The sequence below is a fragment of the Xanthomonas sp. fls2-241-TYG-148 genome (assembly GCF_030208815.1).
In the GTDB taxonomy this organism is placed as follows: Bacteria; Pseudomonadota; Gammaproteobacteria; order Xanthomonadales; family Xanthomonadaceae; genus Xanthomonas; species Xanthomonas campestris.
On record NZ_JARVTE010000014.1, the window covers coordinates 104059 to 128573 of the forward strand.

At 66.6% G+C, this 24515-nt stretch carries 17 protein-coding genes; 13 read left to right on the forward strand and 4 right to left on the reverse strand.

The window, feature by feature from the left end; genetic code table 11:
• The gene (locus QRM60_RS14960; RefSeq protein WP_161962940.1) at window positions 1–1173 is read left to right on the forward strand and encodes a TDT family transporter; all 1173 of its coding nucleotides are present in this window, start codon (window positions 1–3) and stop codon (window positions 1171–1173) included.
• Between the two features lie 757 nt (window positions 1174–1930).
• Here QRM60_RS14960 and QRM60_RS14965 read toward each other — a convergent pair.
• Complete coding sequence (locus tag QRM60_RS14965) at window positions 1931–3028, reverse strand: glycosyltransferase (RefSeq protein ID WP_285446484.1); 1098 nt, start codon at window positions 3026–3028, stop codon at window positions 1931–1933.
• Between the two features lie 135 nt (window positions 3029–3163).
• On the opposite strand from QRM60_RS14965, the gene QRM60_RS14970 reads away from it, so the two are divergent.
• On the forward strand, window positions 3164–3883 hold the full coding sequence (locus QRM60_RS14970; RefSeq protein ID WP_011038492.1) for a response regulator transcription factor: 720 nt from the start codon (window positions 3164–3166) through the stop codon (window positions 3881–3883).
• Window positions 3880–5376, forward strand: coding sequence for an ATP-binding protein (locus tag QRM60_RS14975; protein WP_285446485.1), 1497 nt, complete (start codon window positions 3880–3882; stop codon window positions 5374–5376). The genes QRM60_RS14970 and QRM60_RS14975 overlap by 4 nt, the downstream gene beginning before the upstream one ends.
• Before the next feature lie 39 nt (window positions 5377–5415).
• Here QRM60_RS14975 and QRM60_RS14980 read toward each other — a convergent pair whose 3' ends face one another.
• Window positions 5416–6780, reverse strand: a complete 1365-nt coding sequence (locus QRM60_RS14980) for a glutamate--cysteine ligase (protein WP_050911271.1) — start codon at window positions 6778–6780, stop codon at window positions 5416–5418.
• A 368-nt stretch (window positions 6781–7148) separates the two neighbouring features.
• On the opposite strand from QRM60_RS14980, the gene QRM60_RS14985 reads away from it, so the two are divergent.
• Together QRM60_RS14985 and QRM60_RS14990 are read left to right on the forward strand one after the other, a co-directional pair.
• Entirely contained in the window at window positions 7149–7985 is an 837-nt protein-coding gene (locus tag QRM60_RS14985) for a helix-turn-helix transcriptional regulator (protein WP_285446486.1), read from the forward strand.
• Window positions 7986–8089: 104 nt separating this feature from the next.
• Complete coding sequence (locus tag QRM60_RS14990) at window positions 8090–9082, forward strand: MBL fold metallo-hydrolase (RefSeq protein ID WP_285446487.1); 993 nt, start codon at window positions 8090–8092, stop codon at window positions 9080–9082.
• Between the two features lie 120 nt (window positions 9083–9202).
• Here the strand turns inward: QRM60_RS14990 and yihA are convergent, their stop codons facing one another.
• Window positions 9203–9826, reverse strand: a complete 624-nt coding sequence (gene yihA, locus QRM60_RS14995; RefSeq protein WP_285446488.1) for a ribosome biogenesis GTP-binding protein YihA/YsxC — start codon at window positions 9824–9826, stop codon at window positions 9203–9205.
• Window positions 9827–9973: 147 nt separating this feature from the next.
• On the opposite strand from yihA, the gene QRM60_RS15000 reads away from it, so the two are divergent.
• From QRM60_RS15000 to betA, 7 genes are all read left to right on the forward strand, one after another.
• Window positions 9974–10771: a c-type cytochrome gene (locus tag QRM60_RS15000; protein WP_012437398.1), complete on the forward strand. Its 798-nt coding sequence runs from the start codon at window positions 9974–9976 to the stop codon at window positions 10769–10771.
• 104 nt (window positions 10772–10875) lie between these two features.
• On the forward strand, window positions 10876–11526 hold the full coding sequence (locus QRM60_RS15005; RefSeq protein WP_011038497.1) for a thiol:disulfide interchange protein DsbA/DsbL: 651 nt from the start codon (window positions 10876–10878) through the stop codon (window positions 11524–11526).
• Between the two features lie 93 nt (window positions 11527–11619).
• Entirely contained in the window at window positions 11620–12441 is an 822-nt protein-coding gene (locus QRM60_RS15010) for a thiol:disulfide interchange protein DsbA/DsbL (RefSeq protein WP_285446489.1), read from the forward strand.
• Between the two features lie 49 nt (window positions 12442–12490).
• A complete protein-coding gene (locus tag QRM60_RS15015; protein WP_011038499.1) occupies window positions 12491–13228 on the forward strand; it encodes an endonuclease/exonuclease/phosphatase family protein in 738 nt (245 codons plus the stop codon).
• Window positions 13229–13352: 124 nt separating this feature from the next.
• On the forward strand, window positions 13353–15332 hold the full coding sequence (gene betT / locus QRM60_RS15020; protein ID WP_014508954.1) for a choline BCCT transporter BetT: 1980 nt from the start codon (window positions 13353–13355) through the stop codon (window positions 15330–15332).
• A gap of 40 nt (window positions 15333–15372) precedes the next feature.
• A complete protein-coding gene (gene betB, locus QRM60_RS15025) occupies window positions 15373–16845 on the forward strand; it encodes a betaine-aldehyde dehydrogenase (protein WP_285446490.1) in 1473 nt (490 codons plus the stop codon).
• Window positions 16846–16935: 90 nt separating this feature from the next.
• Window positions 16936–18606, forward strand: coding sequence for a choline dehydrogenase (betA, locus tag QRM60_RS15030; RefSeq protein WP_115556752.1), 1671 nt, complete (start codon window positions 16936–16938; stop codon window positions 18604–18606).
• A 757-nt stretch (window positions 18607–19363) separates the two neighbouring features.
• On the opposite strand, the gene QRM60_RS15035 is transcribed toward betA, so the two are convergent.
• A complete protein-coding gene (locus QRM60_RS15035) occupies window positions 19364–22243 on the reverse strand; it encodes a TonB-dependent receptor (RefSeq protein ID WP_285446491.1) in 2880 nt (959 codons plus the stop codon).
• 263 nt (window positions 22244–22506) lie between these two features.
• On the opposite strand from QRM60_RS15035, the gene QRM60_RS15040 reads away from it, so the two are divergent.
• Entirely contained in the window at window positions 22507–24477 is a 1971-nt protein-coding gene (locus QRM60_RS15040; protein ID WP_285446492.1) for a transglycosylase SLT domain-containing protein, read from the forward strand.
• Window positions 24478–24515 lie beyond the last annotated feature (38 nt).

A 24515-nucleotide genomic window follows, 5' to 3' on the forward strand; every position in this document is an offset into this window, starting at 1 on the left:
ATGCCGATGCCCACCTCCCCGACCTGCCCTGCAACCGCCTGGCCGCTGTACGCGCTGCCCAGTCCGGGCGAAGCGATCCGCCAGTTCACACCAAACTGGTTCGCGGTGACGATGGGCACCGGCATCCTGTCGCTGGTGCTGGGCCAGCTCCCCTGGCCCGTGCCTGGCGCCGCGCTGCTCGGCGCTGGCCTGTGGCTCTGCAATATCGGGTTGTTTGTGGTGTTCAGCGCGTTGTATCTCGCTCGCTGGGCGCTGTATCCGCACGAAGCCCGACGCATCCTGGCCCACCCGACCGCCTCGATGTTTCTGGGCACTATCCCGATGGGATTGGCGACGCTCATCAACGGCCTGCTGCTCTATGGCCTGCCGCGCTGGGGCGCTGCCGTCATTCCCGTGGCCACTGCGTTGTGGTGGGTGGACGCGGCCATGGCGCTGGCCTGCGGCGTGCTGGTGCCCTACCTGATGTTCACCCGCCAGCAGCACCGCATGGAACAGATGACTGCACTATGGCTGCTGCCAGTGGTGGCTGCGGAAGTCGCCGCGGCCAGTGCTGGCGCGCTCGCCCCGCATCTGGCCGATGCCGGCAGCCGCTTCGGCATGCTGGTTGCCGGGTACGTGCTGTGGGCGTACTCGGTGCCGGTGGCGATGGGCATCCTGGTGATCCTGTGGCTGCGCATGGCGCTACACCAGTTACCGCCTGCCAGCATGGCCGCTTCGAGCTGGCTGGCGCTGGGGCCGATCGGCACTGGTGCGTTGGGCATGCTGGTATTTGCCGGCGACGCGCCGACACTGTTCGCCGCACATGGCATGGGCACCATCGGCCAGGCCGCGGCGGGATGTGGCCTGATCGCCGGCCTGTTGCTGTGGGGGCTGGGGCTGTGGTGGCTGGCGCTGGCCATCCTCATCACGGCCCGCTATTTCGCAGACAACGTGCCGTTCAATCTGGGCTGGTGGGGATTCACGTTCCCACTCGGGGTTTATGCGTTGGCGACACTGAAGCTCGGCGCCGCGCTGCAAATGCAGGTCTTCGATGTACTCGGCAGCGTATTGGTCCTGCTGCTATGCGTGACCTGGACGATCGTGGCGGCACGCACTGCGGCAGGCGCCTATCGGGGCACGTTGTTCGTTGCGCCCTGCCTTGTCGAATCCTGCGGGAATGCACCTGCACACTGAAGTACAGGTTGCATGTCCGATAGGTGTGCTTCGACGTTGCCGGATGAGCACGCATGCGCGTTCGGCTACTCTGCGGCGTCCAGATCCGGTGGTGGTGGATCTGATGGGTCATCGAACCAGTCGGCATCAGGCGCATCTAACGTATCCGGTGGCGGTGGTAGCGGGGCAACCATGTCGTGATCCGCCAGGCAGCGTGCGAGCGCTGCCGGATCTACGGGGATGTCTTCAGCGCCATCGTGCAAGGCGGGTGGCTGGTCCGGTGACTGCAGGCACTCGCGCAGGATCCCTCGCTCCATTGCAGACGGCGGCGGCTCGCGGTGCACATGCACTGGGGGAGGTGGAGGTGGCGGTGGGCCCGGTGGAGCACCGCACAGGCTTGCACAGCCTCCGAGGGTCAGCATTGCAAGGATGGTGCTCACGGCAGCAATGGCCGGGCGCATCTGCCCCATATTTTGATCTCCCTGGTGTGCGGCAAACGCAGCGCGCGGCGTGTGGCGGAGCGATGCGCTCTCCGTTACCAGGAGATCCTTGCAGGCACGTTTTGCACAGGCGTGTTGTGCGCTGGCGCCGCATGGCATGCCGTGCCGGGCGCGTACAAACGTGAGGAAACAAGCGAAACGACGACAAACATGCTTCGTGCATCAGCATTGCGTCAGCGTGATCCAACGCCGCGCTAGAGGAGGCCTACACGTGAGTGGGTTGCACACCACAGCATCTCAGCGCTGCAAAACAAACCGTACGATCAGTGCATTCCCAATCAGCTCTTCGCGGCCACCGGCACCACGTCGGCCACTGCCTCGGTCGGCATCGCCACCGCAGCCATGACCGCAGCGCGGAAGCGCCCCGCAAAAACCGCGTCGTTGGCCAGATAGCACGTCCGCGCAGCGGCCGAGAGGCGCTCCAGCTCTGCGGGCGGCAGCGCCAGCGCGGCTTGCACTGCCTGCGCAATGCCTGCCGCATCCACATAGTGATAGCTCGCCAGCCGACGCTGGCGCACTGTCGCCACCGGAATCAGCAGGCCGTGCTCGGGGCGGACCAATTCATTCATCGGCTCGCCATCGGTGGCCAGGGTGATCGCACCCACGCTCAAGGCCTCCATCAGGTAATGCCCGAAGCCTTCGGCCTCCGATGGACAGATATGGAACTGGTGGGCGTTCTGCAGGCGGCGCAGCGCTGCATCGTCGAGATACCCAACGCGGTGATCGATGTTGGCCGCCACCACCGGCTTGCCCGCGGTGCGCGGGTTCTGCACCACCGTCAGCAGCGGCCATTCGGGATGCTGCTGCCAGGTTTCCAGCAGCACGCGGGTGCCCTTGGCGGTGCTACGCCCGGCCAGGTGGAAGAAGGCACGCTGACGGAACACCTCCGGATCATGGCGATCGGGGCTGGTGAAGCCGATGTACTGCGTGCGGCAGCCCAACTCGCGGAAGATCCGCTCGGCATGGTGGGTCTTGCACAACACCGCGGTGAACCGCGGCAGCAATGGCAACCACTTGGGCAGCAGCCATTCCGGGTTCGGGACGAGCAGGTTGGCCTTACCGAGTGACAGGCAACGCGTATAAACGCGCTCGGAAAAAATCTGAACCGGCACGTGTCCGACCAATGCACGCTGCGCCCACAGGCGCAACTCACGCCCGGTGTCGTGCAGGCGCTGGCTGGTGAAACCAACTTCCTGCACCTGCGCCCCGCCGGCACGCAGCGTCTGTGCCATCAACACCATGTCGCGGGTCAGGCCCACGCCATTGTCACGGCTGATCACCCGCATCATCGGCAGCACCACGTCATGCACCTGCTCGACCTTGTCGGCGGGCAGTGTCGGTGCAGCGGATTTTGGTGGGATGTCCCGGTCTGTCATGCTGCGTCACACGTGTGCCAATGGTTGACAAATTCGATCATTATGATGCGTGCTCCCGTCCTGCACCTTGCGAGCACCATGTTTCCGGTAGCCACCCCGCGCAGCCCGACCGTTGCGCCTCCGACGATGACCTCCATGGACATGCAACAACCCTGCGTTCTTGTGGTCGACGACGACCCCGACCTGCGCAAGCTGATCGGCGAGTTCCTGAGCGCCCACGGCTACCAGGTGGATGTGGCCGAGAATGTCGCCGAAATGCGCAAGCGCATCACACAACGGCGTCCGGACCTCATCGTACTCGACGTGATGATGCCGGGAGAAGACGGGCTGAGTGCGGCGCGTTCGCTGGCCAGCGAGCGCGGCTCGCCTGCGGTGATCATGCTGAGCGCGCTGGGCAATGATACAGACCGCATCATCGGGCTGGAGGTCGGTGCCGACGATTACCTGGCCAAACCCTGCAACCCGCGCGAGCTGCTGGCCCGGGTGCGCGCCCTGCTGCGCCGCAGCCAGGTCACCAGCGACCAAGCCGAGCCGCGCGGCAATGTCTACGAGTTCGCCGGTTGGCGGCTGGACGTGGTGCGGCGCGACCTGCGCGACCCCACCGGTATCTTCATCAATCTCTCCGACGGCGAGTTCGCGTTGCTGCGTACCTTTGTGGAGCATCCGCAACGCGTGCTGAGCCGCGACCAACTGCTCGATTACGCGCGCGGCCGCGATACCGACGTCTATGACCGCGCCATCGACAGCCAGATCAGCCGGCTGCGCCGCAAGATCAACGAACGCGTGCACACCGAGCTGATTCGCACCGTGCGCAACGAGGGCTACATGCTGCTGCCGAGCGTCGCGCGTCTGTGAGTGAACCGGCGCGCCGCGGGCTGTCGATCTTTGCCCGCACCTTTGTCCTGCTGGCGGTGGCCCTGGTCACCGCACAGGCGGTCGGCATCGCCCTGCTGGTGATGCGCACCCCCGTCTACGAGCCGCCAGTGCATCCGCCGGAGGTCGTGGCCCTGCTGTCCACCCGCATGCCGGCCGGCACCCAGACGCTCAAGGTGCACGAAGCCCGCCAGGCGCCCACGCCACCGGCCGGCCAGGTCCGCGACGGCTTCGCCGAAATGCTGCTGGCGCATTGGCTGGATGTGGACAGCGCGCGCGTGCGCTTCTATCGCAGTGCCGATGACGGCGAGGCGCCACGGCTCCTGCCGCGCGAGGGCACATCGAACCGGACGTCGGCCCAGGCCCGAGCGGCTGGCGCGGGCAACGAGCAACTGCCAGCCGGGGCACCGCCATTCAGCAAGGACTGGCCACGCCCCAGCCCCGAGGGCGCGCCCTTTGGCAACGGGCTGCGGCCTGACGACCCGCGCGGCGATTGGGAAAGCGAACGCCTGACCCCGGGCGTGCCGCTGCTGGACGGCTTTACCGCCGCGCTGCAACAGCCCGACGGCCGCTGGCGCACGGTGGAATCGCCGCGCCGCCGCCTGTCGGCCGAGTTCAAGACCCACGTGGTGCTGCTGTTCCTGGCCGGCCTGCTAGCGAACGTGCCACTGGCGTGGTGGTTCTCGCGTGCGCTGTCGGCGCCGATCAAGCGCTTTGCCGAAGCCGCAGACCGCCTGGGCCGCAATCCCGACGCGGCGGCCCTGCAACGTAGCGGCCCGCCGGAGATCGTGCGCGCGGCCGATTCGTTCAACGCCATGCAGGCGCGCCTGAACCGGCTGATCAACGAGCGCACCCACATGGTGGCGGCGATCGCGCACGACCTGCGCACCCCGCTGGCGCGGCTGTCGTTCCGCTTGGACGACCTGCAAGCGCCGCTTCGCGACAAGGCGCTGGCCGACATCGACGAGATGAAGGCGATGATTTCCGCAGCGCTGGATTTCATCCAGAACGACCGCCATCGCGGCGAGCGCGCCCCGCTGGACCTGCGCCTGCTGGTGGAGAGCGTGGTCGACAACGCGGTGGACACCGGCGCCGATGCCGAACTGCTGCCAGGCCCGGCGATCACCCTGGACGGCGACCCGCTGGCGTTGCGCCGCGCGGTGATGAATCTGCTGGAAAACGCGCTGAAATACGGCCGGCGCGCGCGCCTGCGGCTGCATCGCGAAGGCGAGGACGGCGTGCTGTGGATCGACGACGACGGCCCGGGCATCGACCCCAGCCAGCGCGAACAACTGCTGCTGCCGTTCGTGCGCGGCGAATCCTCGCGCAACCGCGACACCGGCGGAATCGGGCTGGGGCTGTCGGTGGCGCACAGCATCGTGCTGGCGCATGGCGGCGCACTGCGGCTGGACAATCGCGACGGTGGCGGGCTGCGGGTGACCGTGCGCCTGCCGTGCATGCCGGAACGGCGCTGACGGCGACGCAGGCAGGCCTGCGCCGCACTGCTCACTGACTCAGTATGCGAACTCGCGGAACACCGGGTCGATATCGCCCTTCCAGGCGCCGTGATACAGCGCTAGCTTGCGCTCTGCAGCAGTGACGCCGGTTTCGGCAATCTCGGCGATCACATCGAGAAAGCCGGTCTCGTCCTGGCCATCGCGGTTCAGGCGCGCACGCCGGCGCAGACCTTCGCGGGCGATGTTGACCGCCTCCAGCGCCAGATCGCGCACCACGCCGTTGCGGAACGGCAGGCCCAGCGCCTGCTTGGGGACGCCGTCGCGCAATGCGTGGCGCTCGGCCAGGGTGAAGTCCTTGACCAGGTCCCAGGCCGCATCCAGCGCAGTCTGGTCGTACAGCAGCCCGACCCAGAACGCCGGCAGCGCGCACAGGCGATTCCACGGCCCGGCGTCGGCGCCGCGCATTTCCAGGTACTTCTTCAAGCGCACTTCGGGAAACGCGGTGGTCATGTGGTCGGACCAATCGCGCAGCGTCGGCAGTGCGCCCGGCAGCACCGGCAGCTTGCCCTGCATGAAATCGCGGAAGCTCTGCCCGCTGGCATCGTGGTAGACGCCATCGCGGTAGGAGAAATACATCGGCACATCGAGCAGGTAATCCACGTAGCGCTCGTAGCCGAACCCGTCGTCGAACACGAAATCCAGCATGCCGGTGCGATCGGCATCGGTGTCGGTCCAGATGTGCGAGCGGTAGCTGAGGTAGCCGTTCGGCTTGCCTTCGGTGAACGGCGAATCGGCGAACAGCGCAGTGGCGATCGGCTGCAGCGCCAGCGAGACGCGGAACTTTTTCACCATGTCCGCTTCGGTGGCGTAATCCAGGTTGACCTGCACCGTGCAGGTGCGCGTCATCATGTCCAGGCCGAGCGAGCCGACCTTGGGCATGTAGCTTTTCATGATCTGGTAGCGGCCCTTGGGCATCCACGGCATCTCGTCGCGGCGCCACTTGGGCTGAAAGCCCATGCCCAGGAAGCCCAGCTGCAGCTCGCCGGCCACTTCGGCCACCTCGCTCAGGTGGGTGCCGGTTTCCACGCAGGTGTGGTGCAGCGTTTCCACCGCCGCGCCGGACAACTCGAACTGCCCGGCCGGTTCCAGCGTGACCGAGGCGCCATCGCGCAGCAGCGCAATGGTGCGGCCGTTTTCCTGCACCGGCTCCCAGCCGAAGCGGGTCATGCCGACCAGCAAGGCCTCGATGCCGCGCTCGCCATCGAAGGTGGGCGGGCGCAGGTCATCCAGCCGGAAGCCGAACTTCTCGTGTTCGGTGCCGATCCGCCAGTCCGCACCGGGCTTCTCGCCGGAGGCGAGCACCTGGATCAGCTCTGCGCGTTCGGTGATCGGCGTTTCGGCAACGTGGCTGGGACTCGACAAGGGCACGCTCGCAGGCGAAAGGGGGGTGGGACGATGTGGGGATCCTCCCCAGCCACCGCAAGGCCCGCACTATAACCGCCCAACATGGAAGAATTGCCGCCATCGGCCGGGTCTTAGATTTCCATCCATGCTTACTGCATGCAGATGTAGGCGAACGCCCACCGTCGTGCTGGCAACGCGTGCCGGGACTTCACACACACAGCGACAAGCGCAGGCATGGCCGGGGCTGGTCAAGGTCGGGCAGCGCCGCAGCCCTGCAGATGCCAGATGGCCGTACGAGGCCAGCATCCATGCGTGCAATAGCGCGGCAACCGCGACGCTGTTCCAGCTAAAGACATGCGCACATGATCCTGTAGCATCGCCCGGCCATGACTGTTGCGCCAACACCCGCCGACACCCTGCTTGCGCAGATGACCAGCCTGATGCACTGCGAGCGCGCCGAAGGCTTTGCCTGCGTGAGCGCGCGGCGCGCTCACGGCGCGCGCTCGGTGGACCTGACCCAGGCGCAATTTTCGATTCTGCTGCAGGGCCGCAAACACGTGCGTACCGCGACCCAATCGCTGGAGTTCGTGCCGGGCGACCTGTTCCTAGTGACGCGCTATTGCCGGATCGATGTGATCAACACGCCCGACCCATTAACCGGACTCTACCTGAGCGCAGTGGTGCCCCTCTGCGAGGAAGCGCTTGCTGCTGCGCGCGCGTTGTGGAACGAGCCGCTGCCCAAGGCCGGCGACGACATCGCGCGGCTGCCGGCGATCGATTTCGGCCCGACGCTGCGGCAATGGCGCGATGCGCTGCAACACGGCCTGTATACCGAAGCACGCCTGGCGCTGGCCTCGCTGGTGGTCAGCTTGAGCCGCCGTGGTCATGGCGGCCTGCTATTGCCGCCCGCACCAAGTCTCGCCTCGCAGGTGCGCACGTTGATCACCGCGCAGCCACAGCGGGCTTGGCGCTCACGCGATGTCGAAGACAGCCTGGGCATCAGTGGCGCTACCTTGCGCCGGCATCTGGCCGCAGAACACTGCTCGCTGCGCGAGCTGATCACCGACGCGCGGCTCGCGCATGCGATGGCCCTGCTCTACACCACACGCTGGCCGCTCAAGACCGTGGCCGCACGTGCAGGCTATCGTTCCACCCGCAGCTTCAGTCAGCGCTTCCAGCAGCGTTACGGGCTGGATCCGGCCAGCATCGGCAACAGCCGCTAGATCGCTGCAGCGAGCGCTTCGCGCAGCGCAATGAGCGAATCGCGCAAGTCGCTGCCGCCAGCATGGCGACATCGCGGCCGTTGCCGCCTGCCCTGGAGTTGCTCATGTCTGTTTCCGTACTGCGTTCGCTTGCGCCGCTATTGCTCGCCGCAAGCGCCACGCTGGCGCACGCCGCTGCGCCCGCGTCCACCCACGCACAGGTTCCCGGCTTTTACCTGCAGCGCATCGGCACGCTGCGCGTCACTGCGTTGTTCGACGGCAGCGTCGCGTTGACGCGTCAACAACTGTCCAATGTGGACCCGACAGAGCGCGACCGCCTGCTAGCGCAGGGCTACGTGCCCGAAGACGACAAGGGCCTGCAGACTGCAGTCAACGCCTATCTGATCCAGGACGGCAGCCACCTCAGCCTGGTCGATACCGGCACTGCTCGGTGCCTGGGCCCCGGCCTGGGCCCCGGCCTGGGCCAAGTGCTGGCCAACCTGCGCGCCGCCGGCTACGACCCGGCCCAGGTCGACGATGTGCTCCTCACCCACGCGCATCCGGACCACCTGTGCGGCCTGCTCGATGCGCAGGGCACCCCGGCATTTCCCAACGCCACGGTGTGGCTATCCGACGCCGATGCCGCGTACTGGCTGGATCCCGCTTCGGAGGCCGGTGCCGCGCCAATGCTGCAGTTCGCCTTTCCGCTGGCGCGCGCGGCGGCAGCGCCCTATCAGGCCCAGGGTCGGCTGCGCCGTTTCCAGCCGGGCACGACCGCATTGCCGGCCGGCATCATTGCCCTGGACAGCCAGGGCCACACGCCCGGCCACGTGTCGTATCGCTTTGACGGCGGCGCCGGCAACACGCTGCTGGTGTGGGGCGATGTGTTGCACTACCACGCCGTGCAGTTTGCCCAGCCGGATGCCTCGTTCGAAGCCGACAGCAACCGCAGCAAGGCCATTGCCTCACGCCGCAGCATGCTGGCGCAGGCCGCCGACGGCCGCTGGTGGGTGGCCGGCGCGCATCTGCCCTTCCCGGGCCTGGGTCATGTGCGCCGCGAGGGCAATGCGTTCGCCTGGGTGCCGACCGAATTCGGCGCCGTGCCGGCGACACCTTGAGTGATGGGGCGTCCAGACAAGGTCCCTGTCCCGCAGTGCAGCCCGGCGTCGCCCGGCCCCGATATCGGTGCCGCAAATGAAAACGCCCGCAGGGCCAGGCGTCATGGCGCCCGGCCCGGCTTACTCCGCTGCGGGCGGCACCCCATCCAGGCCCAGCCAGCCGCCGACGATGCCGCGCAGTTCGTCCACGCCCTGGCGCGATTCGCCCGAGTAGGTCTGCACGGTGACACTGTCGCCGAAGCGGGAGGTCATTTCCTTCTTGACCTTCTGCAGGGCCTGCATCTGCTGGCCACGGCCGAGCTTGTCCGCCTTGGTCAGCAGACCGTGCGCCGGAAGCCCGCGTTCGGCGGCGTAGCCCAGCATCTGCAGGTCGTAATCCTTGAGCGGGTGGCGGATGTCCATCACCACCACCAGGCCGCGCAGCGCTTCGCGGGTGCGGAAATAGCGGTCGATGAAGGCCTGCCAGTGCGCCTGCAGGTCCTGCGGCACCTTGGCGTAGCCGTAGCCGGGCAGGTCCACCAGATAGCGCTCGGGCTGGATCTGGAAGAACACCAGCTGCTGGGTGCGGCCGGGTGTCTTGGACACGCGGGCCAGGGAATTTTGACGGGTCAACGCATTGAGCGCGCTGGATTTTCCGGCGTTGGAGCGGCCGGCGAAGGCGACCTCGTAGCCGCCATCGTCCGGCAATTGCCGGGCGTTATGGGCGGACAGGTGGTAGCGGGCTTGTTCGATAAGGAGCGACATCCCCCTAGGATCGCACGTTCGGCGCCCCAGGCGATTTTGCTGCACTGTTCGTTGACCCTGGCGCGAAGGCGTGTCGATAATCGGGAACGCCTGCCACAGCCAGCACCTTCCACGCGCGCGGGCCGGGTCCATACGGAGCTTTAGCTGATGCGCCATGCTCGTGTGCTTGTCCTTGCCGCCATTGCCGTGCCGGTCGTTGCCGCGGTGGCGTTTGCCCAGTCGGCGGTCACGCCGATCCCCGATCCGCCGCCCATCCGCGTTGCGCCGCTGGAGGTCGACCTGTCCAAGACCACCTGGGGCGATGCCAAGGCCGGCCAGGCCAAGGCCGCTGCCTGCGCGGCCTGCCATGGGCCGGACGGCAACCCGGCCGTGCCGATGTATCCGCGCATCGCCGGCCAGACCGAGCGCTACGTGGCGCACCAGGTGGCGCTGATTGCCAGCGGCGAGCGCAATACCGGCATGTCGGCGGTGATGGTGCCCTTCGTCAAGGACCTCACCGCGCAGGACATGCGCGATCTGGGCGCCTACTTCGCCACGCAGAAATCCGCCGCCGGTGTCGCCGACGATGCGGTGATCAGCGAGGGCCCCTACCAGGGCATGAAGTTCTACGAGGCCGGCGAAAAGCTCTACCGCGGCGGCGACATCGCCCGCGGCGTGCCGGCCTGCATGGCCTGCCATGGGCCCTCCGGCAGCGGCAACCCGGGGCCGGCCTACCCACGCCTGGGCGGTCAGCACGCCGAGTACGTGGCGCGCCGCCTCAAGGAATACCAGGCCGGCACCACCCAGGAGCGCAATCCGGCGCTGTTCAATATCATGGCGCAGGTGGCCAAGCCGCTGAGCGAGCAGGAGATCCAGGCGCTGGCCAGCTATCTGCAAGGCCTGCACGACCGCGCCGACGATGCCGCGGCCGCGCAACTGCCCGCCGGAACGCCCGCACGCTCATGAGGTGAGTGCCGCGGCGCTCCACCCGCTTCGCAACGCCGGTCTTCGGGCCGGCGTTGTCGTTTCACCGCGTCGTATCACCGCAATCCATCCCCCTCGGAGCCCGCATGAACCTGTTTTCCCGTCTGTCGCTGCTGTTGTTGATCCTGCTGCCGCTGGCCGCCTGTGCCGCGGACAAGAAGGCCCCGCCGGTGGAAGGCGAGGACTATGTGCTGATCGACGGCGGCCAGCCGTATGCGCCCCTGGCGGGCAAGGTCGAAGTGGCGGAAGTGTTCGGCTACACCTGCCCGCACTGCGCCCACTTCGAGCCGACGCTGGAAGCCTGGACCGCCAAGCAGCCAGCCTATGTGCGGGTCACGCCGGTACCGGCGGCCTTCGGCGGCTTCTGGGATGCGTTCGCGCGTGCCTACTTCGCCGCCGACACGCTGGGCGTGGCCAAGCGCAGCCACCGCGCCATGTTCGATGCCATCCACGAAAAGCACACCGTGCCCACCCAGAACGTGGCCCCGGAAGAGCTGGCGGCCTTCTACGTCGCCTACGGCGTGCCGCAGCAACGTTTCATCGACACGCTCAAGAGCGCGGCGGTGGAAGACAAGGTCAAGGCCGCGCGCGAATTTGCAACGCGCGCCAAGATCCCCGGCACGCCGGCCCTGGTGGTCAACGGGCGCTATCTGATCACCGCGCGTGACTACACCGACATGCTGCGCGTAGCCGATTATCTGATTGCCCGCGAGCACGCCGCGCCGGCCGCGCGCTGAGCCGCATAACCGCCATCACGCACGGCCCGTGGCATCATGCGCCCCGCGGCCGCTGCGGCCTCCCCTTCCGCCCCACGCTGGAGATCCAATCCGATGAAGACCCGCTTCGCCCTGACGCTGATGGCGCTGCTGCCGATCCTGGTCGCCTGCAAGGCCCAGGACGGTTCGTCCGACACCGCCCCGGCGCCTGCCCCGGCTGCCGAGACCGCCACCGCGCCTGCGGCCGCCCCGGCCACTGATGCCGCTGCCCCGCCTGCCGTGGGCGAGAGCGCCAACGCGCCGGCCACCGACACCGCCGCTGCGCCGCCAGCGCCGGCACCGCGCGCGCCGAACGGCCCCGAGCCGGTCGCCGGCACCGATTACCTGGATATCGAAGGTGGCCAGCCGTACCAGCAGGCCGCCGGCAAGATCGAAGTGGCGGAAGTGTTCGGCTACGTCTGCCCGGCCTGCAACGCGTTCCAGCCGCTGATCGGGCCGTGGAAAGCCGGCCTGCCGTCGGACGTGCATTTCGTCTACGTGCCGGCGATGTTCGGCGGGCCGTGGGATGACTACGCACGCGCCTTCTACGCCGCAGAAACGCTGGGCGTGCAGGAAAAGACCCACGACGCGCTGTACAAGGCGATCCACGTCGACCAGAGCCTGAAGGGCGAGCGCGGCAAGGATTCGGTGCAGGACATCGCCGGTTTCTATGCCAAGTACGGTGTGGACTCGAAGACCTTCATCGACACCATGAGCAGCTTCGGCGTGTCGGCCAAGACCAACCGCGCCAAGCAGTTCGCCACCCGCAGCAAGATCACCGGCACCCCGTCGCTGATCGTCAACGGCAAGTACCTGGTCAAGGGCCAGAGCTTCCCGGACATGCTGCGCATCGCCGATCACCTGATCGCGCGCGAACGCGCCACGCTGGCCAAGTGACCCGAGCGATCGCCACGTCGTGAACGCTTCGGACTCGCGCACCCTGCGGGTGCTGACCGCCAATATCCAGGCCGGCTCCAGCACCCGCCGCTACAGTGACTACGTGACCCGCAGCTGGTCGCATGCGCTGCCGCTGGGCAGCAAGCGCACCAGCCTGGACAGCATCGCCAAGCTGGCCGGCGAGCGCGACATCGTGGGTCTGCAGGAAAGCGACCCCGGCAGCCTGCGCTCGGGCTTCACCAATCAGACCCACTACCTGGCCGAGCGCGCCGGCTTCAATTACTGGAGCCACCAGCCCAACCGCCGCATGGGCGGGGTGGCGTCCAGCGCCAACGGCCTGCTCAGCAAGCTGGAACCGCTGGAAGTCCAGGACCATGCCCTGCCCGGCCGCATCGGTGGGCGCGGCATCCTGCTGGCCAAGTTCGGGCAAGGCCGCGAAGGCCTGGCGGTGGCCGTCGCGCATCTGTCGCTGGGCGCCAATTCGCGCATGGCGCAGCTGGCCTTCATTGCCGAATTATTGTCCGACCATCCGAATGTGATGCTGATGGGCGACTTCAATTGCGTTGCCGATCGGCCGGAAATGCAGGCCTTGTATCGGCACACCCGGCTGCAACCGCCAAGCTGCGTGGTGCACACGTTCCCGAGCTGGCGCCCCGACCGTGCGATCGATCACATTCTGGTCAGCGACAGTCTGGTGATCGAACACACCGAAGCGATTCCTGCAGCGTTCTCCGACCACCTTGCAGTGGGCATGGATCTGCGCGTTCCGCTGCAATTGCTGCGTTAAACCCGCAGTAGAACGCCAGCGCCCGGTTGCGCTGGCGACCTCAACCGATGACGTGCTCTAGACACCGCTTGTGGCATAACACAGGCGGTTTTTTCGTTGGAGCACGCCACGTGACGCACCGCGCATGAATGTGTCCGAGCCGCAGCTCGCACCGGTACGCACCCTTCGGCCGGTGTTCGTGTTGGCGGCGACGGTGGTGTGTACGTTCGCGCTGCTGGTGGCGCTGTTTCCCCTCGATGCCGGGCGCATCTTGCTGGATGCGCAGACCTGGGCCTCACGCAATGTGGGCTGGTACTACCTGCTGGCAATGACGCTGTATCTGGTATTCGTGCTGGGTGTGGCGCTGTCCAGCTACGGCAACATCAAGCTTGGCGCCGATCACGACGAACCGGAATTCAGCTATCTCTCCTGGGCCGGCATGTTGTTCGCCGCCGGCATCAGCATCACGCTGTTCTTCTTCTGCGTCTCCGAACCGCTCACGCACTATCTGCAGCCACCGCAAGGCGGCACCGGCAACGGGGAGGCGTCCGCACGCCAGGCCATGCAGCTGCTGTTCCTGCACTGGGGCCTGCACGGCTGGGGCGTGTTCGCGTTGGCGGCGATGGCGCTGGCGTACTTCGCATTTCGCCACAATCTGCCGCTGGCCTTGCGCTCGGCGTTGTATCCGTTGATCGGCAAACGCATCAACGGGCCAATCGGCTATACCGTCGATGCGCTGGGCATCGTGGCCACGGTGTTCGGCCTGGGCGCAGACATGGGCTTTGGCGTGCTGCATCTCAACGCCGGCCTGGCCACCTTGTTCAACGTGCCGCACACGCATTGGGTGCAGGTGGCGTTGATCGTCGCCATGATGGGCGCGGCCATCCTGGTGGCGGTGTCCGGCGTCGAAAAAGGCGTGCGCTGGATGTCAGACATCAACATGCTGCTGGCGATCGCGCTGCTGTTGTTCATGCTGTTCGCAGGCCCTACGCAATATCTGCTCAATGCCTTGATGCAGAACCTGGGCGACTACCTGGGCAGCGTAGTCGGCAAGAGTTTCGACGTGTACGCCTATGGCGGCCGCCCCGACTGGCTCGGCAACTGGACGGTGTTCTATTGGGCGTGGTGGATTGGCTGGGCGCCCTTCGTGGGGCTGTTCATTGCGCGTATCTCGCGTGGCCGCACCATCCGCGAATTCGTGCTGGGCGTGTTATTGATCCCGCTGGGATTCACGCTGGCGTGGCTGTCGATCTTCGGCAACAGCGCGCTCGATCAACTGCTGCACCACGGGCAAGCCGCCTGGGCGCAGCAGGCCATCGATGCGCCGCAAACGGTGCTGTATTCGCTGCTGCAGGATTACCCGTGGAGCCGCGTGGTCATCACGATCACGGTGGCGATCAGCTTCGTATTCTTCGTCACCTCGGCCGACTCGGGCACGGTGGTGTTGTCCACGTTGTCCTCGCATGGTGGCGAGCCGCATGACGACGGCCCACGCTGGCTGCGTGTGTTCTGGGGCGTGCTCACGGCCGTGGTCACCGCAGGCTTGCTGCTGGCCGGCAGCATGGACGCGCTGAAATCCGCAGTGGTGCTGGCGTCGCTGCCCTTCTCGGCCGTGTTGCTGCTGATGGCGTGGGGGTTGTCGCGCGCGCTCAGTGAGGAATCGCAGCGCAAGCGTGCGCAGCTCTACAGCCCCAGCCCGCTGATCGGGCAATCGCGCGATCACCGCGGCTGGCGTCAGCGCCTGGGCCAGGCGATGCATTTTGCCGCGCGCGATGAGGTCTATCGCTTCATGCACGAACAGGTTCGCCCGGCGATCGAAGCGGTGGCCGCGCAACTACAGGATGAAGGCTGGCAGGTCAGCAGCCGGCTCGACGACGCCGACATGGAGATCAGCGTGGACCACGGCGAACAACAAGGCTTCCGTTACCAGGTGGTGATGCGCGGCTACCTCACCCCGTCGTTCGCCGCGCAGCGCCTGCGCAACCAGCGCTATTACCGCGCCGAGGTGTATCTGTTCGAAGGCAGCCAGGACTACGACCTGGTCGGCTACAGCCGCGAACAGATCATCAACGACATCATCGATCAATACGAGCGTCACCTGCAGTTCCTGCATCTCACCCGCTGAGGTGTCGTCGCTGCGGCGAGCGTCCCACAGGAGGTTTGTCATGCCACGTTTACCCGACCAGCTGCTGTACATCGGCGGCCGCTATGTTCCCGCCCGCGGCGGCCACACGTTCGAGGTGGTGAACCCGGCCACCGGTGAAGTCCTTGCCAACGTCCACAACGCCGGCGCCGACGATCTGGATGCAGCCGTGGACAGCGCCAAGGCCGGCCAACGGCACTGGGCCGCACTCACGGTGGTGGAGCGCTCACGCATCCTGCTGCGTGCCGTCGCGCTACTGCGCGAGCGCAACGACGCCCTGGCGGAGCTGGAAACGCTCAACACCGGCAAGCCGCTGAGCGAAACGCGCAGCGTGGACATCGTCACCGGCGCCGACGTGCTGGAGTACTACGCCGGCGTGGCGCAGGCGCTGCAGGGCGTGCAGGTGCCATTGCGCGAAGGCAGCTTCTTCTACACGCGGCACGAGCCGCTTGGCGTGGTGGGCGCGATCGGTGCGTGGAATTACCCGATCCAGATCGCGCTCTGGAAAGCCGCACCGGCCCTGGCCGCCGGCAACGCGATGATCTTCAAGCCCAGCGAGGTGACGCCGCTCACCGCGCTCAAGCTCGCTGAAATTTTCACCGAAGCCGGCCTGCCGGATGGCGTGTTCAACGTGCTGCCCGGCGACGGCGCCAGCGTGGGCCACGCGCTCACCGAGCATCCGGAGATCGAAAAGATCAGCTTCACCGGTGGCACCGCAACCGGCCGCAAGGTGATGGCCAGCGCCTCCAGCTCGTCGTTGAAGGACGTGACCATGGAACTGGGCGGCAAGTCGCCACTGATTGTCTGCGCCGATGCCGACCTGGACCTGGCGGCCGACATCGCGATGATGGCCAACTTCTACAGCTCCGGCCAGGTGTGCACCAACGGCACGCGCGTCTTCGTGCCACGTGCACTGCGCACTGCATTCGAAGCGCGCCTGCTGGCACGCGTGCAACGCATCCATATCGGCGACCCGCTCGATGAGCGCACCACGTTCGGGCCGATGGTCAGTGCCGCGCACATGCAGCGCGTGCTGGAACACATCGAGCAAGGCAAGGCCGAAGGGGCGCGCCTGCTGTGCGGTGGCGAGCGGCTGCGCGATGGTGCACTGGCGCAGGGCTGCTACGTGGCGCCGACCATCTTCAGCGATTGCACCGACGTGATGACCATCGTGCGCGAAGAGATCTTCGGGCCGGTGCTGAGCCTGCTCACCTACGACGACGAAGACGAGGCAATCACGCGCGCCAACGCCACCAGCTATGGCCTGGCAGCGGGTGTGGTGACACCGGATCTGTCACGCGCGCATCGGTTGATCCATCGCCTGGAGGCCGGCATCTGCTGGATCAACACCTGGGGCGAATCGCCTGCGCCGATGCCGGTGGGCGGCTACAAGCAATCGGGTGTGGGCCGCGAGAACGGGCTGGCCACGCTGCAGGCCTACACACGCACCAAGTCTGTCCAGGTCGAACTGGAACGCTACGCGTCGGTGTTCTAGGCGCGGCTCACAGCGCGCGTACTGCCGTTCAAACGAGCGCAGACGCGTGCCGATCCGCACGCCTTACCGACCACGCATCAGGAGATCACCATGCAACGCGAATACGACTACATCATCATTGGCGCAGGCTCGGCCGGCAACGTACTGGCCGCGCGCCTCACCGAAGACCCGGGTGTCAGCGTGCTGCTGCTGGAAGCCGGCGGGCCGGATTACCGGCTTGATTTCCGCACCCAGATGCCCGCCGCATTGGCGTTTCCGTTGCAGGGCCGCCGCTACAACTGGGCCTATGAGACAGAGCCAGAACCGCACATGGATAACCGGCGCATGGAGTGCGGGCGCGGCAAGGGGCTGGGTGGCTCATCGCTGATCAACGGCATGTGCTACATCCGCGGCAACGCACTGGATTTCGATCATTGGGCCAAGCGCCCGGGGCTGGAAGACTGGAGCTACCGCGATGTGCTGCCGTACTTCCGCAAGGCAGAAACGCGCGACATCGGCGCCAACGATTACCACGGCGGCGAAGGCCCGGTGAGCGTGGCCACGCCGAAGAACGACAACAACGTGCTGTTCCAGGCGATGGTCGATGCTGGCGTGCAGGCGGGTTACCCGCGCACCGACGACCTCAACGGTTATCAGCAGGAAGGCTTCGGGCCGATGGACCGCACCGTGACACCGCAAGGCCGGCGTGCCAGCACCGCACGCGGCTATCTGGACATGGCCAAGCCGCGCGACAGCCTGCACATCGTCACCCACGCCACCACCGACCGCATCCTGTTTGCCGGCAAGCGCGCGATCGGCGTGCATTACCTGGTGGGCAACAGCAGCGAAGGCATCGACGCGCACGCGCGCCGCGAAGTACTGGTCTGTGCGGGCGCGATTGCCTCGCCACAGTTGCTGCAACGCTCAGGCGTGGGTGCGCCGGACCTGTTGCGCGCGCTCGACGTGCAACTGGTGCACGACCTGCCAGGCGTGGGGCAGAACCTGCAGGACCACCTAGAGGTGTACATGCAATATGCATGCACCAAGCCGGTGTCGTTGTACCCGGCGCTGCAGTGGTGGAATCAGCCGGCCATCGGCGCCGAGTGGTTGTTTGCCGGCACCGGCACCGGGGCCAGCAACCAGTTCGAGGCCGGCGGTTTCATTCGCACCCGCGAAGAGTTCGACTGGCCCAATATCCAGTACCACTTCCTGCCGGTGGCGATCAATTACAACGGCAGCAACGCGGTAAAAGAGCATGGCTTCCAGGCCCATGTGGGCTCCATGCGTACACCTAGCCGCGGCCGCGTGCATGCCAAGTCGCGCAACCCGCGCCAGCATCCATCGATCCTGTTCAACTACCAATCCACCGACCAAGACTGGCAGGAATTTCGCGACGCAATCCGCATCACCCGCGAGATCATCGCCCAGCCCGCACTCGACCCTTACCGTGGGCGCGAGATCAGCCCCAGCGCAGACTGCAAGACCGACGCCGAGCTGGATGCATTCGTGCGCGCACGCGCCGAAACCGCGTATCACCCCTCGTGCTCGTGTGCGATGGGCACCGACGACATGGCGGTGGTGGATGGTCAAGGCCGCGTCCACGGCATGGAGGGGTTGCGCGTGATCGATGCCTCGATCATGCCGCGCATCATCACCGGCAACCTCAACGCCACCACCATCATGATCGCCGAGAAGATCGCCGACCGGATGCGCGGGCGTGCACCGCTGCCGCGCAGCACCGCCGACTATTACGTGGCGGGCGATGCACCTGTACGCCGGTGATGTGTGATCGACCGAATGCATGGCTTGAAACCGCTTGCCAAGCGAGCTGTCGGCCGACTTGCGTTTGATCTAGATAGCCAAGCGCAGCGCCCTCACCGCTCGCGGGACACGCGGGACACGCGGGACATCCTTTCATGAAGGCTTCGTGCGGCATCTGGCCCGCCGCAGGTTTCGGCAAGCGGCGAGGACATCGCATGTAGCACGTGAGGTGTTTTTTGAAACCCACGCAAACCAGCCAACTCGCTTGGTCCTTGCGTGCCCGCCGTCGCGGGACCTTTGGCGGCATGGATGCCGCCAAAGAGCCTACAGGGACGTACTTGCGGCGTGTCCCACGATGGCGGGCGCGCAAGGGCCCTGCATGCGCTATACGGCCCTGCGTTTTGCGCGCATACATCAGCTGATCGACAGCACTCATGCGTGCACCGAACAACGCCGAGCGACCAGGCACCCAACATCAGATAATCGCTCAGCAGCGGGACAACGCCAACGATGTAGCCTGGCGCAGAAACGCCTGTGCTCCCGAGCGCACGATGCCCTCGCCGCCCCCGGGACACGCCGTGAATCCGTCCATGGAGGCTCCTTGGCGGCATCCATGCCGCCAAGGGTCCCGGACGCGGTGAGGGCACCGCGCCATCCGTCCTGGTCGCTGACTGATGCAGGAGCAACGCCGATGCGCGGTGCGTCACTGCACATCTGCATTGCAAGCAGAGTGCTGCCCGCCGCAAGCATCAAGCGCGGCAGGCAGCCGTCGTGCCAACTAGAACTTCAGGTCCGCGCGCACGTACCAGAAGCGACCACCGGGGATGTCATAGGTGGACGCGTCATAGCCGTTGAGTGAGCACGACAGGCAGATCGGTGGATCCTTGTCGAACACGTTGTTCAAGCCGGCGGTCAGTTGCAGGCCCTTCAACCAGTCGAAACGGTAGCCCACCTGCGCATCGTGATAGGTGATGGCATCCAGTTGATTGGTGCCCTCGGCCGGCGTCGAGCACACCGCAAATTCCACTGCGTCGCCGCACTGTTCGGTGAGCTTGGAAATGTGGCGTGCGGTCCACGATGCGGTCCAGTTGCCCAGCGACCAGTCCAGCACCGCGTTGCTGGTCCACTCGGGAATCGCACTATCCACCACTTCGATGCCCGGCCCCTGCGGCTGCCGCTGCCCGGCGGCGCCCAGCGCCTCGTAACGGCCCACGAAGGTGTTCTGCCAGGACAGCTTGAAGCGGCCCAACGCGCTTTCCGGCAAGGTCCAGAAGAGGTCCACGTCCCAGCCGTCGGTCTTGATCGAGCCCAGGTTGGTCAGGCGGTTGTTGAACGCATTGATGCCGCCGGTGGACGCGCGGCCGATGCCGTCGCAGTACAGCGCGTCCAGCGTATCCACGCACAGATCGAGCTGGGTCTGCGCGTTGATCGCCTGGATCGCGCCATCCACATGGTGACGGTAGAAGGTCACCTCGAGATCAAGCCGGTCGGACCAACTTGCGTTGCTGCCAAAGCCCGGGCTGAACACGAAGCCGGCGCTGAAGCTACGCGAGCGCTCCGGCTCCAGTTGCTCGTTGCCGCCGGTGGTCACCGAAATCTGCTGGTTGGCCTGCTGGTAGTTCACTGGCACCCCCAGCGTTGCGCAGTTGGCGGCGCTGCCACGCGGCGCGGTCCCGCCCAGGCCGATGGAACACGGGTCGGACAACTGCAGATCCGCACGCGCCGCCGAACCGAACAACTCGCCGATGGTCGGCGCGCGGAAGCCTTCCGCATAACTGGTGCGCAGTACGAACTCGTCGCTCACCTGCCAACGCAGGCCGTACTTGGGCGTGAACTCGCCGCCGAAAGTGGAGTAATCCGAATACCGGCCCGCAATGTTCAGATCGAGTTTGTCGCCCAACGTGGAGTTGGCAAAGATCGGGATGTTGAGTTCGAGATAGGCTTCATTGACGTCGTAGCTGCCGGAGGTAGGCAACGACGGCACGCCGTTGTAGCGGCCGGCCACGGTGAGCGGGTCCGGCTGATACGAGCCTTCGTATTTGCGGTACTCGTAGCCGGTGGCAAAGCTCACCGCACCGCCGGGCAACTGGAACAGCTCGCTGCTCAGGTTGGCGGTGAACAGGCTCAGTTCGTTCTGGCTGCGGTCGCGCACCACCGGCTGGATCCAGCGCAACATCTCCGGCGTGATGCTGCCGGCGCCGCTGAAGATATCCAATGGCACGCAGCCGGCCACCGCCGCGCAGGCGGCCGGGTCGCCGAGCCCCAGGTTGATGTTGAACAGGTTGTAGCTGCCGTAGTTGGTCTGCTCGGCCTTGTTCTTGCTGTACATGCCGTTGACGTCCCAGAACCAGGTCCGCGACGCGCCTTCGAAGGTGCCGACCAGGCCAGTGCCGAAATACTGCGTGTCCACCTGTTGCTCATACCGCCGCGGGCCGCCTTCCACCGGGCGCCGCCCGATCTGGATCAGGTTGGTGGCCGAGTTCAGATCGAAGCCAAACGGGTTGAACGGGTTGAGCGCGGAAATCACGATGTTGTCGGCCAGCGGATTGCCGGTGCCGGCATCGGGGCCGAGGAAGATCGGCTCGGGCGCGGCCTGGTTGGTGGACTCGCGCCGGTTGCCCAACGCCTTGACATACCACTGCACGTCGTCGTTGAAGTAATAGCGGAACTGCGCGAACACACCCTTGCGCTCGGACGGCGTCAACAGCAGGTTCTGCTCGGCAAAGTTGTAGCGGTCGGCGGTGCCGAAGCAGTGGTAGTCATCGCTGCGGGCGCAGCCACCGCTGCCGTCGTATTGCGGCGTGCCCACGCCCACGTTGGGGGTGAGGTTCTGGCGCACGCCGGTGTTCGGGTCGACGAACTGGAAGCGCCCATCGGGCGTGGCCGAACTGGCAAAGGTCAGCCCGGTGCCGGGAATAGGGAAGCGTGCCTGGGCACGGTCGCGCGCATAGATCGGATCCTGCTTGACGTAGCTGGCGCCCAGAAACAGGCTGAAATCCTCGCCACTGGTGCCCCAGGCCAGGTCCATGCCCTGGTTGGTGCCATCGCCCTTGCCGTATTGCCCGTAATTGAGCGTGACCTGCGCGCCATCGAACGTGCGCCGCGTGATGATGTTGACCACACCGGCGATCGCATCCGAGCCGTACAGCGACGAGGCGCCGTCTTCGAGCACTTCGATGCGCTCCACGATCGCCAGCGGAATGGTGTTGAGGTCCGTCGACGAGCCCACGCCCGAGGCGGAGGATTCATTGACCCAGCGGATGCCGTCCACCAGCACCAGCACGCGCTTGGAACCGAGATGGCGTAAATCCACCTGCGCCGAGCCGGCACCCACGCCGCTGCCGTCGGGCGGAAAGCCGAAGTTGCCGGACGAATTGAACTTGGCATTGAGCGCCGAGCCGGAGGCAGTGAGCTCCTGCAACACCTCGCCGATCGAGGTGAGCCCGGTGCGCTCGATATCGGCGCGGTTGAGCGTCTGGATCGGCACCTGGCCCTGCAATTCGGCCGTCTTGATGCGGGTGCCGGTGACTTGCACGCTGTCGAGCGTGCGCGTACTCGGGGCGGCTTCGGGCTGCTGCGCCCAGGCCAGCGAAGGGATCAGACACAACGACAACTGCACGGCCAGGCACGACCGACGGGAGCCACTCAGACGCTTCATCCTTTCTCTCTCCAGAAGGATTTCAGGAAATGTCACCGCACGCCCCCGTGCCCTGCGGTCCATGCCGACTTTTAAACGAAACCTTAACGCACCGCAACCTGGCAACGCAGCACTGCCTCTGTCATCGCATCGGCACGCTTGCTTCGTGCTCCCTACTGAGCGAGTGCCAGCCCCGCCTACGCAGCGCGCGACAGGCGCACATGCGCGGCGCCACCGCGCCACATTCACTCAAGTGCTCAGCCAGGCTTCGGTATAGTCGCGCGATGACTTATTCCCCACGTTTCGCCGCTGTTTTCGCCGGCCTGCTTTGCCTTGGCAGCACTGCGCTGCATGCCCAATCGCTCGATCCGCAATTGACCGCCATGCGCGATGCCATCGCCGCCGCCGAGCGTGGCCAGGCCGACGCCGGCCAGCTCACCGCCCTGCGCCGGCATCCGCTGTACGGCTGGCTGGAATACGCCGCGCTCAAGCGCAACATCGACAGCATCTCCACCGCGCAGGCGCAGGGCTTTCTGCAGCGGTATGCGGGCCAGCCGGTGGCTGAGAGCTTCCGCGGCGCCTGGTTGCCGGCCGTGGCGCGGCGTCAGGACTGGACCACGCTGCTGGCCAACTGGAAGCCCACCGACAACCTGGGCCTGCGCTGTGCGCAACTGAGCGCGCGTCAGGCCACCGGCAAGGCGGATGCGCAGTGGAGCCGCGATGCCTTGACGCTGTGGCGCACCGGTAAGGGCCTGCCCGATGCCTGCGACGCGGTGGTTGCCGGGCTGGAGTCGCGCGGCGAGCTCACCCCGGCCTTGCGCTGGGAGCGCGTGGAAGCCGCTGCCGACGCGCAGCAGCCTGCGGTGATGCGCACAGCCGCACGCGGGCTGCCGGCAGCCGATCTGGCCCTGGCCACCGACTACGCGGCATTCCTGGACAAGGTGCATCCGCGTGCGGCGAGCTGGCCCAGGACCGAGCGCAGCCGCAACATCGCCGTGGACGGCCTGGCCAAGCTGGCCAAGAGCGACCCGGACGCGGCCGAACAACAACTGCCTGCACTGGCCGCCGCGTTGGGCTTCAGCGACGCGCAGCGTGGGCAGGTGCTGTACCAGATTGCGTTGTGGACCGTGGCCTCGTATCTGCCCGATTCGGCGCGCCGCCTCAATGCGGTGCCCGATGCGTCCTACGACGAACGCCTGCACGAATGGCGCGCGCGCGAGGCGATGTCGCGTGGCGATTGGCCTGCGGCACTGGCCGCCATCCGCAAGATGCCGGCTACCCAGCGCAGTGATTCGCGCTGGCAGTATTTCGAAGCACGGCTGGCCGAAAAGACCGGCGCCGCCGCGGCGGCACAGCCGCTGTATCGCGCCGCTGCGCAGTCGCCCACCTTCCACGGCTTCCTGGCTGCCGATCGCCTGCAGCAGCCCTACCGGTTGTGCCCGTGGGAGCCCAAGGACAGCCCGCAGGCCAAGGCCGCGGTGGCACGTGACCCGGCATTGGTGCGCGCCATCGCGCTGTTCCAGATCGACCGCCCCGGCTGGGCCGTGGCCGAATGGAACGATGCCGCCAGCCGCTTCGACGACACCCAACGCCGCCTCGCCGTGGAGGTCGCCAGCGACAACGGGTGGTTCGACCGCGCGGTGTTCGCACTCGGCAAGCAGCCCGACGAACAGCGCCTGTACGCGCTGCGCTTTCCGCTGCACCACGACGACAGCATCCGCCGAGAAGCAGCCAAGAATGCTATCGATCCGGCATGGGTGGCCGCGGAGATTCGCGCAGAAAGCATCTTCAACCCACGCGCGCGCTCGCCAGCCAATGCAATGGGCCTGATGCAGGTGTTGCCGGGCACCGGCGCGGCGGTGGCCAAGGGCATTGCCCTGCCCAACTACGGCGGCGCCGCCAGCCTCTACGAGCCAGACACCAACATCGCGATCGGCACGGCTTACCTGCGCCAGCTGCTCAACACCTACGGCCTGCCCTACGTCACCATCGCCGCCTACAACGCAGGCCCCGGACCGACCGGGCGCTGGCAGGCCCAGCGGCCCGGCTTTGATCCGGATTTCTGGATCGAGACCATCAGCTACAAGGAAACGCGCGAGTACGTTGCGCGCGTGTTGGCCTTCAGCGTGATCTACGACTGGCGCCTCAACGGCGATGCATTGCCGTTGAGCGACCGGTTGATGGGCCGGCTGGTGGACAAGCGCACGCGCCCGGTGTGTTCGCCGGGCCCGGCGGCTAACGCCGCACAGGACTGACGCCGCCCGCGCACTGCCGCGCGCGCTTGCCGTGCGTG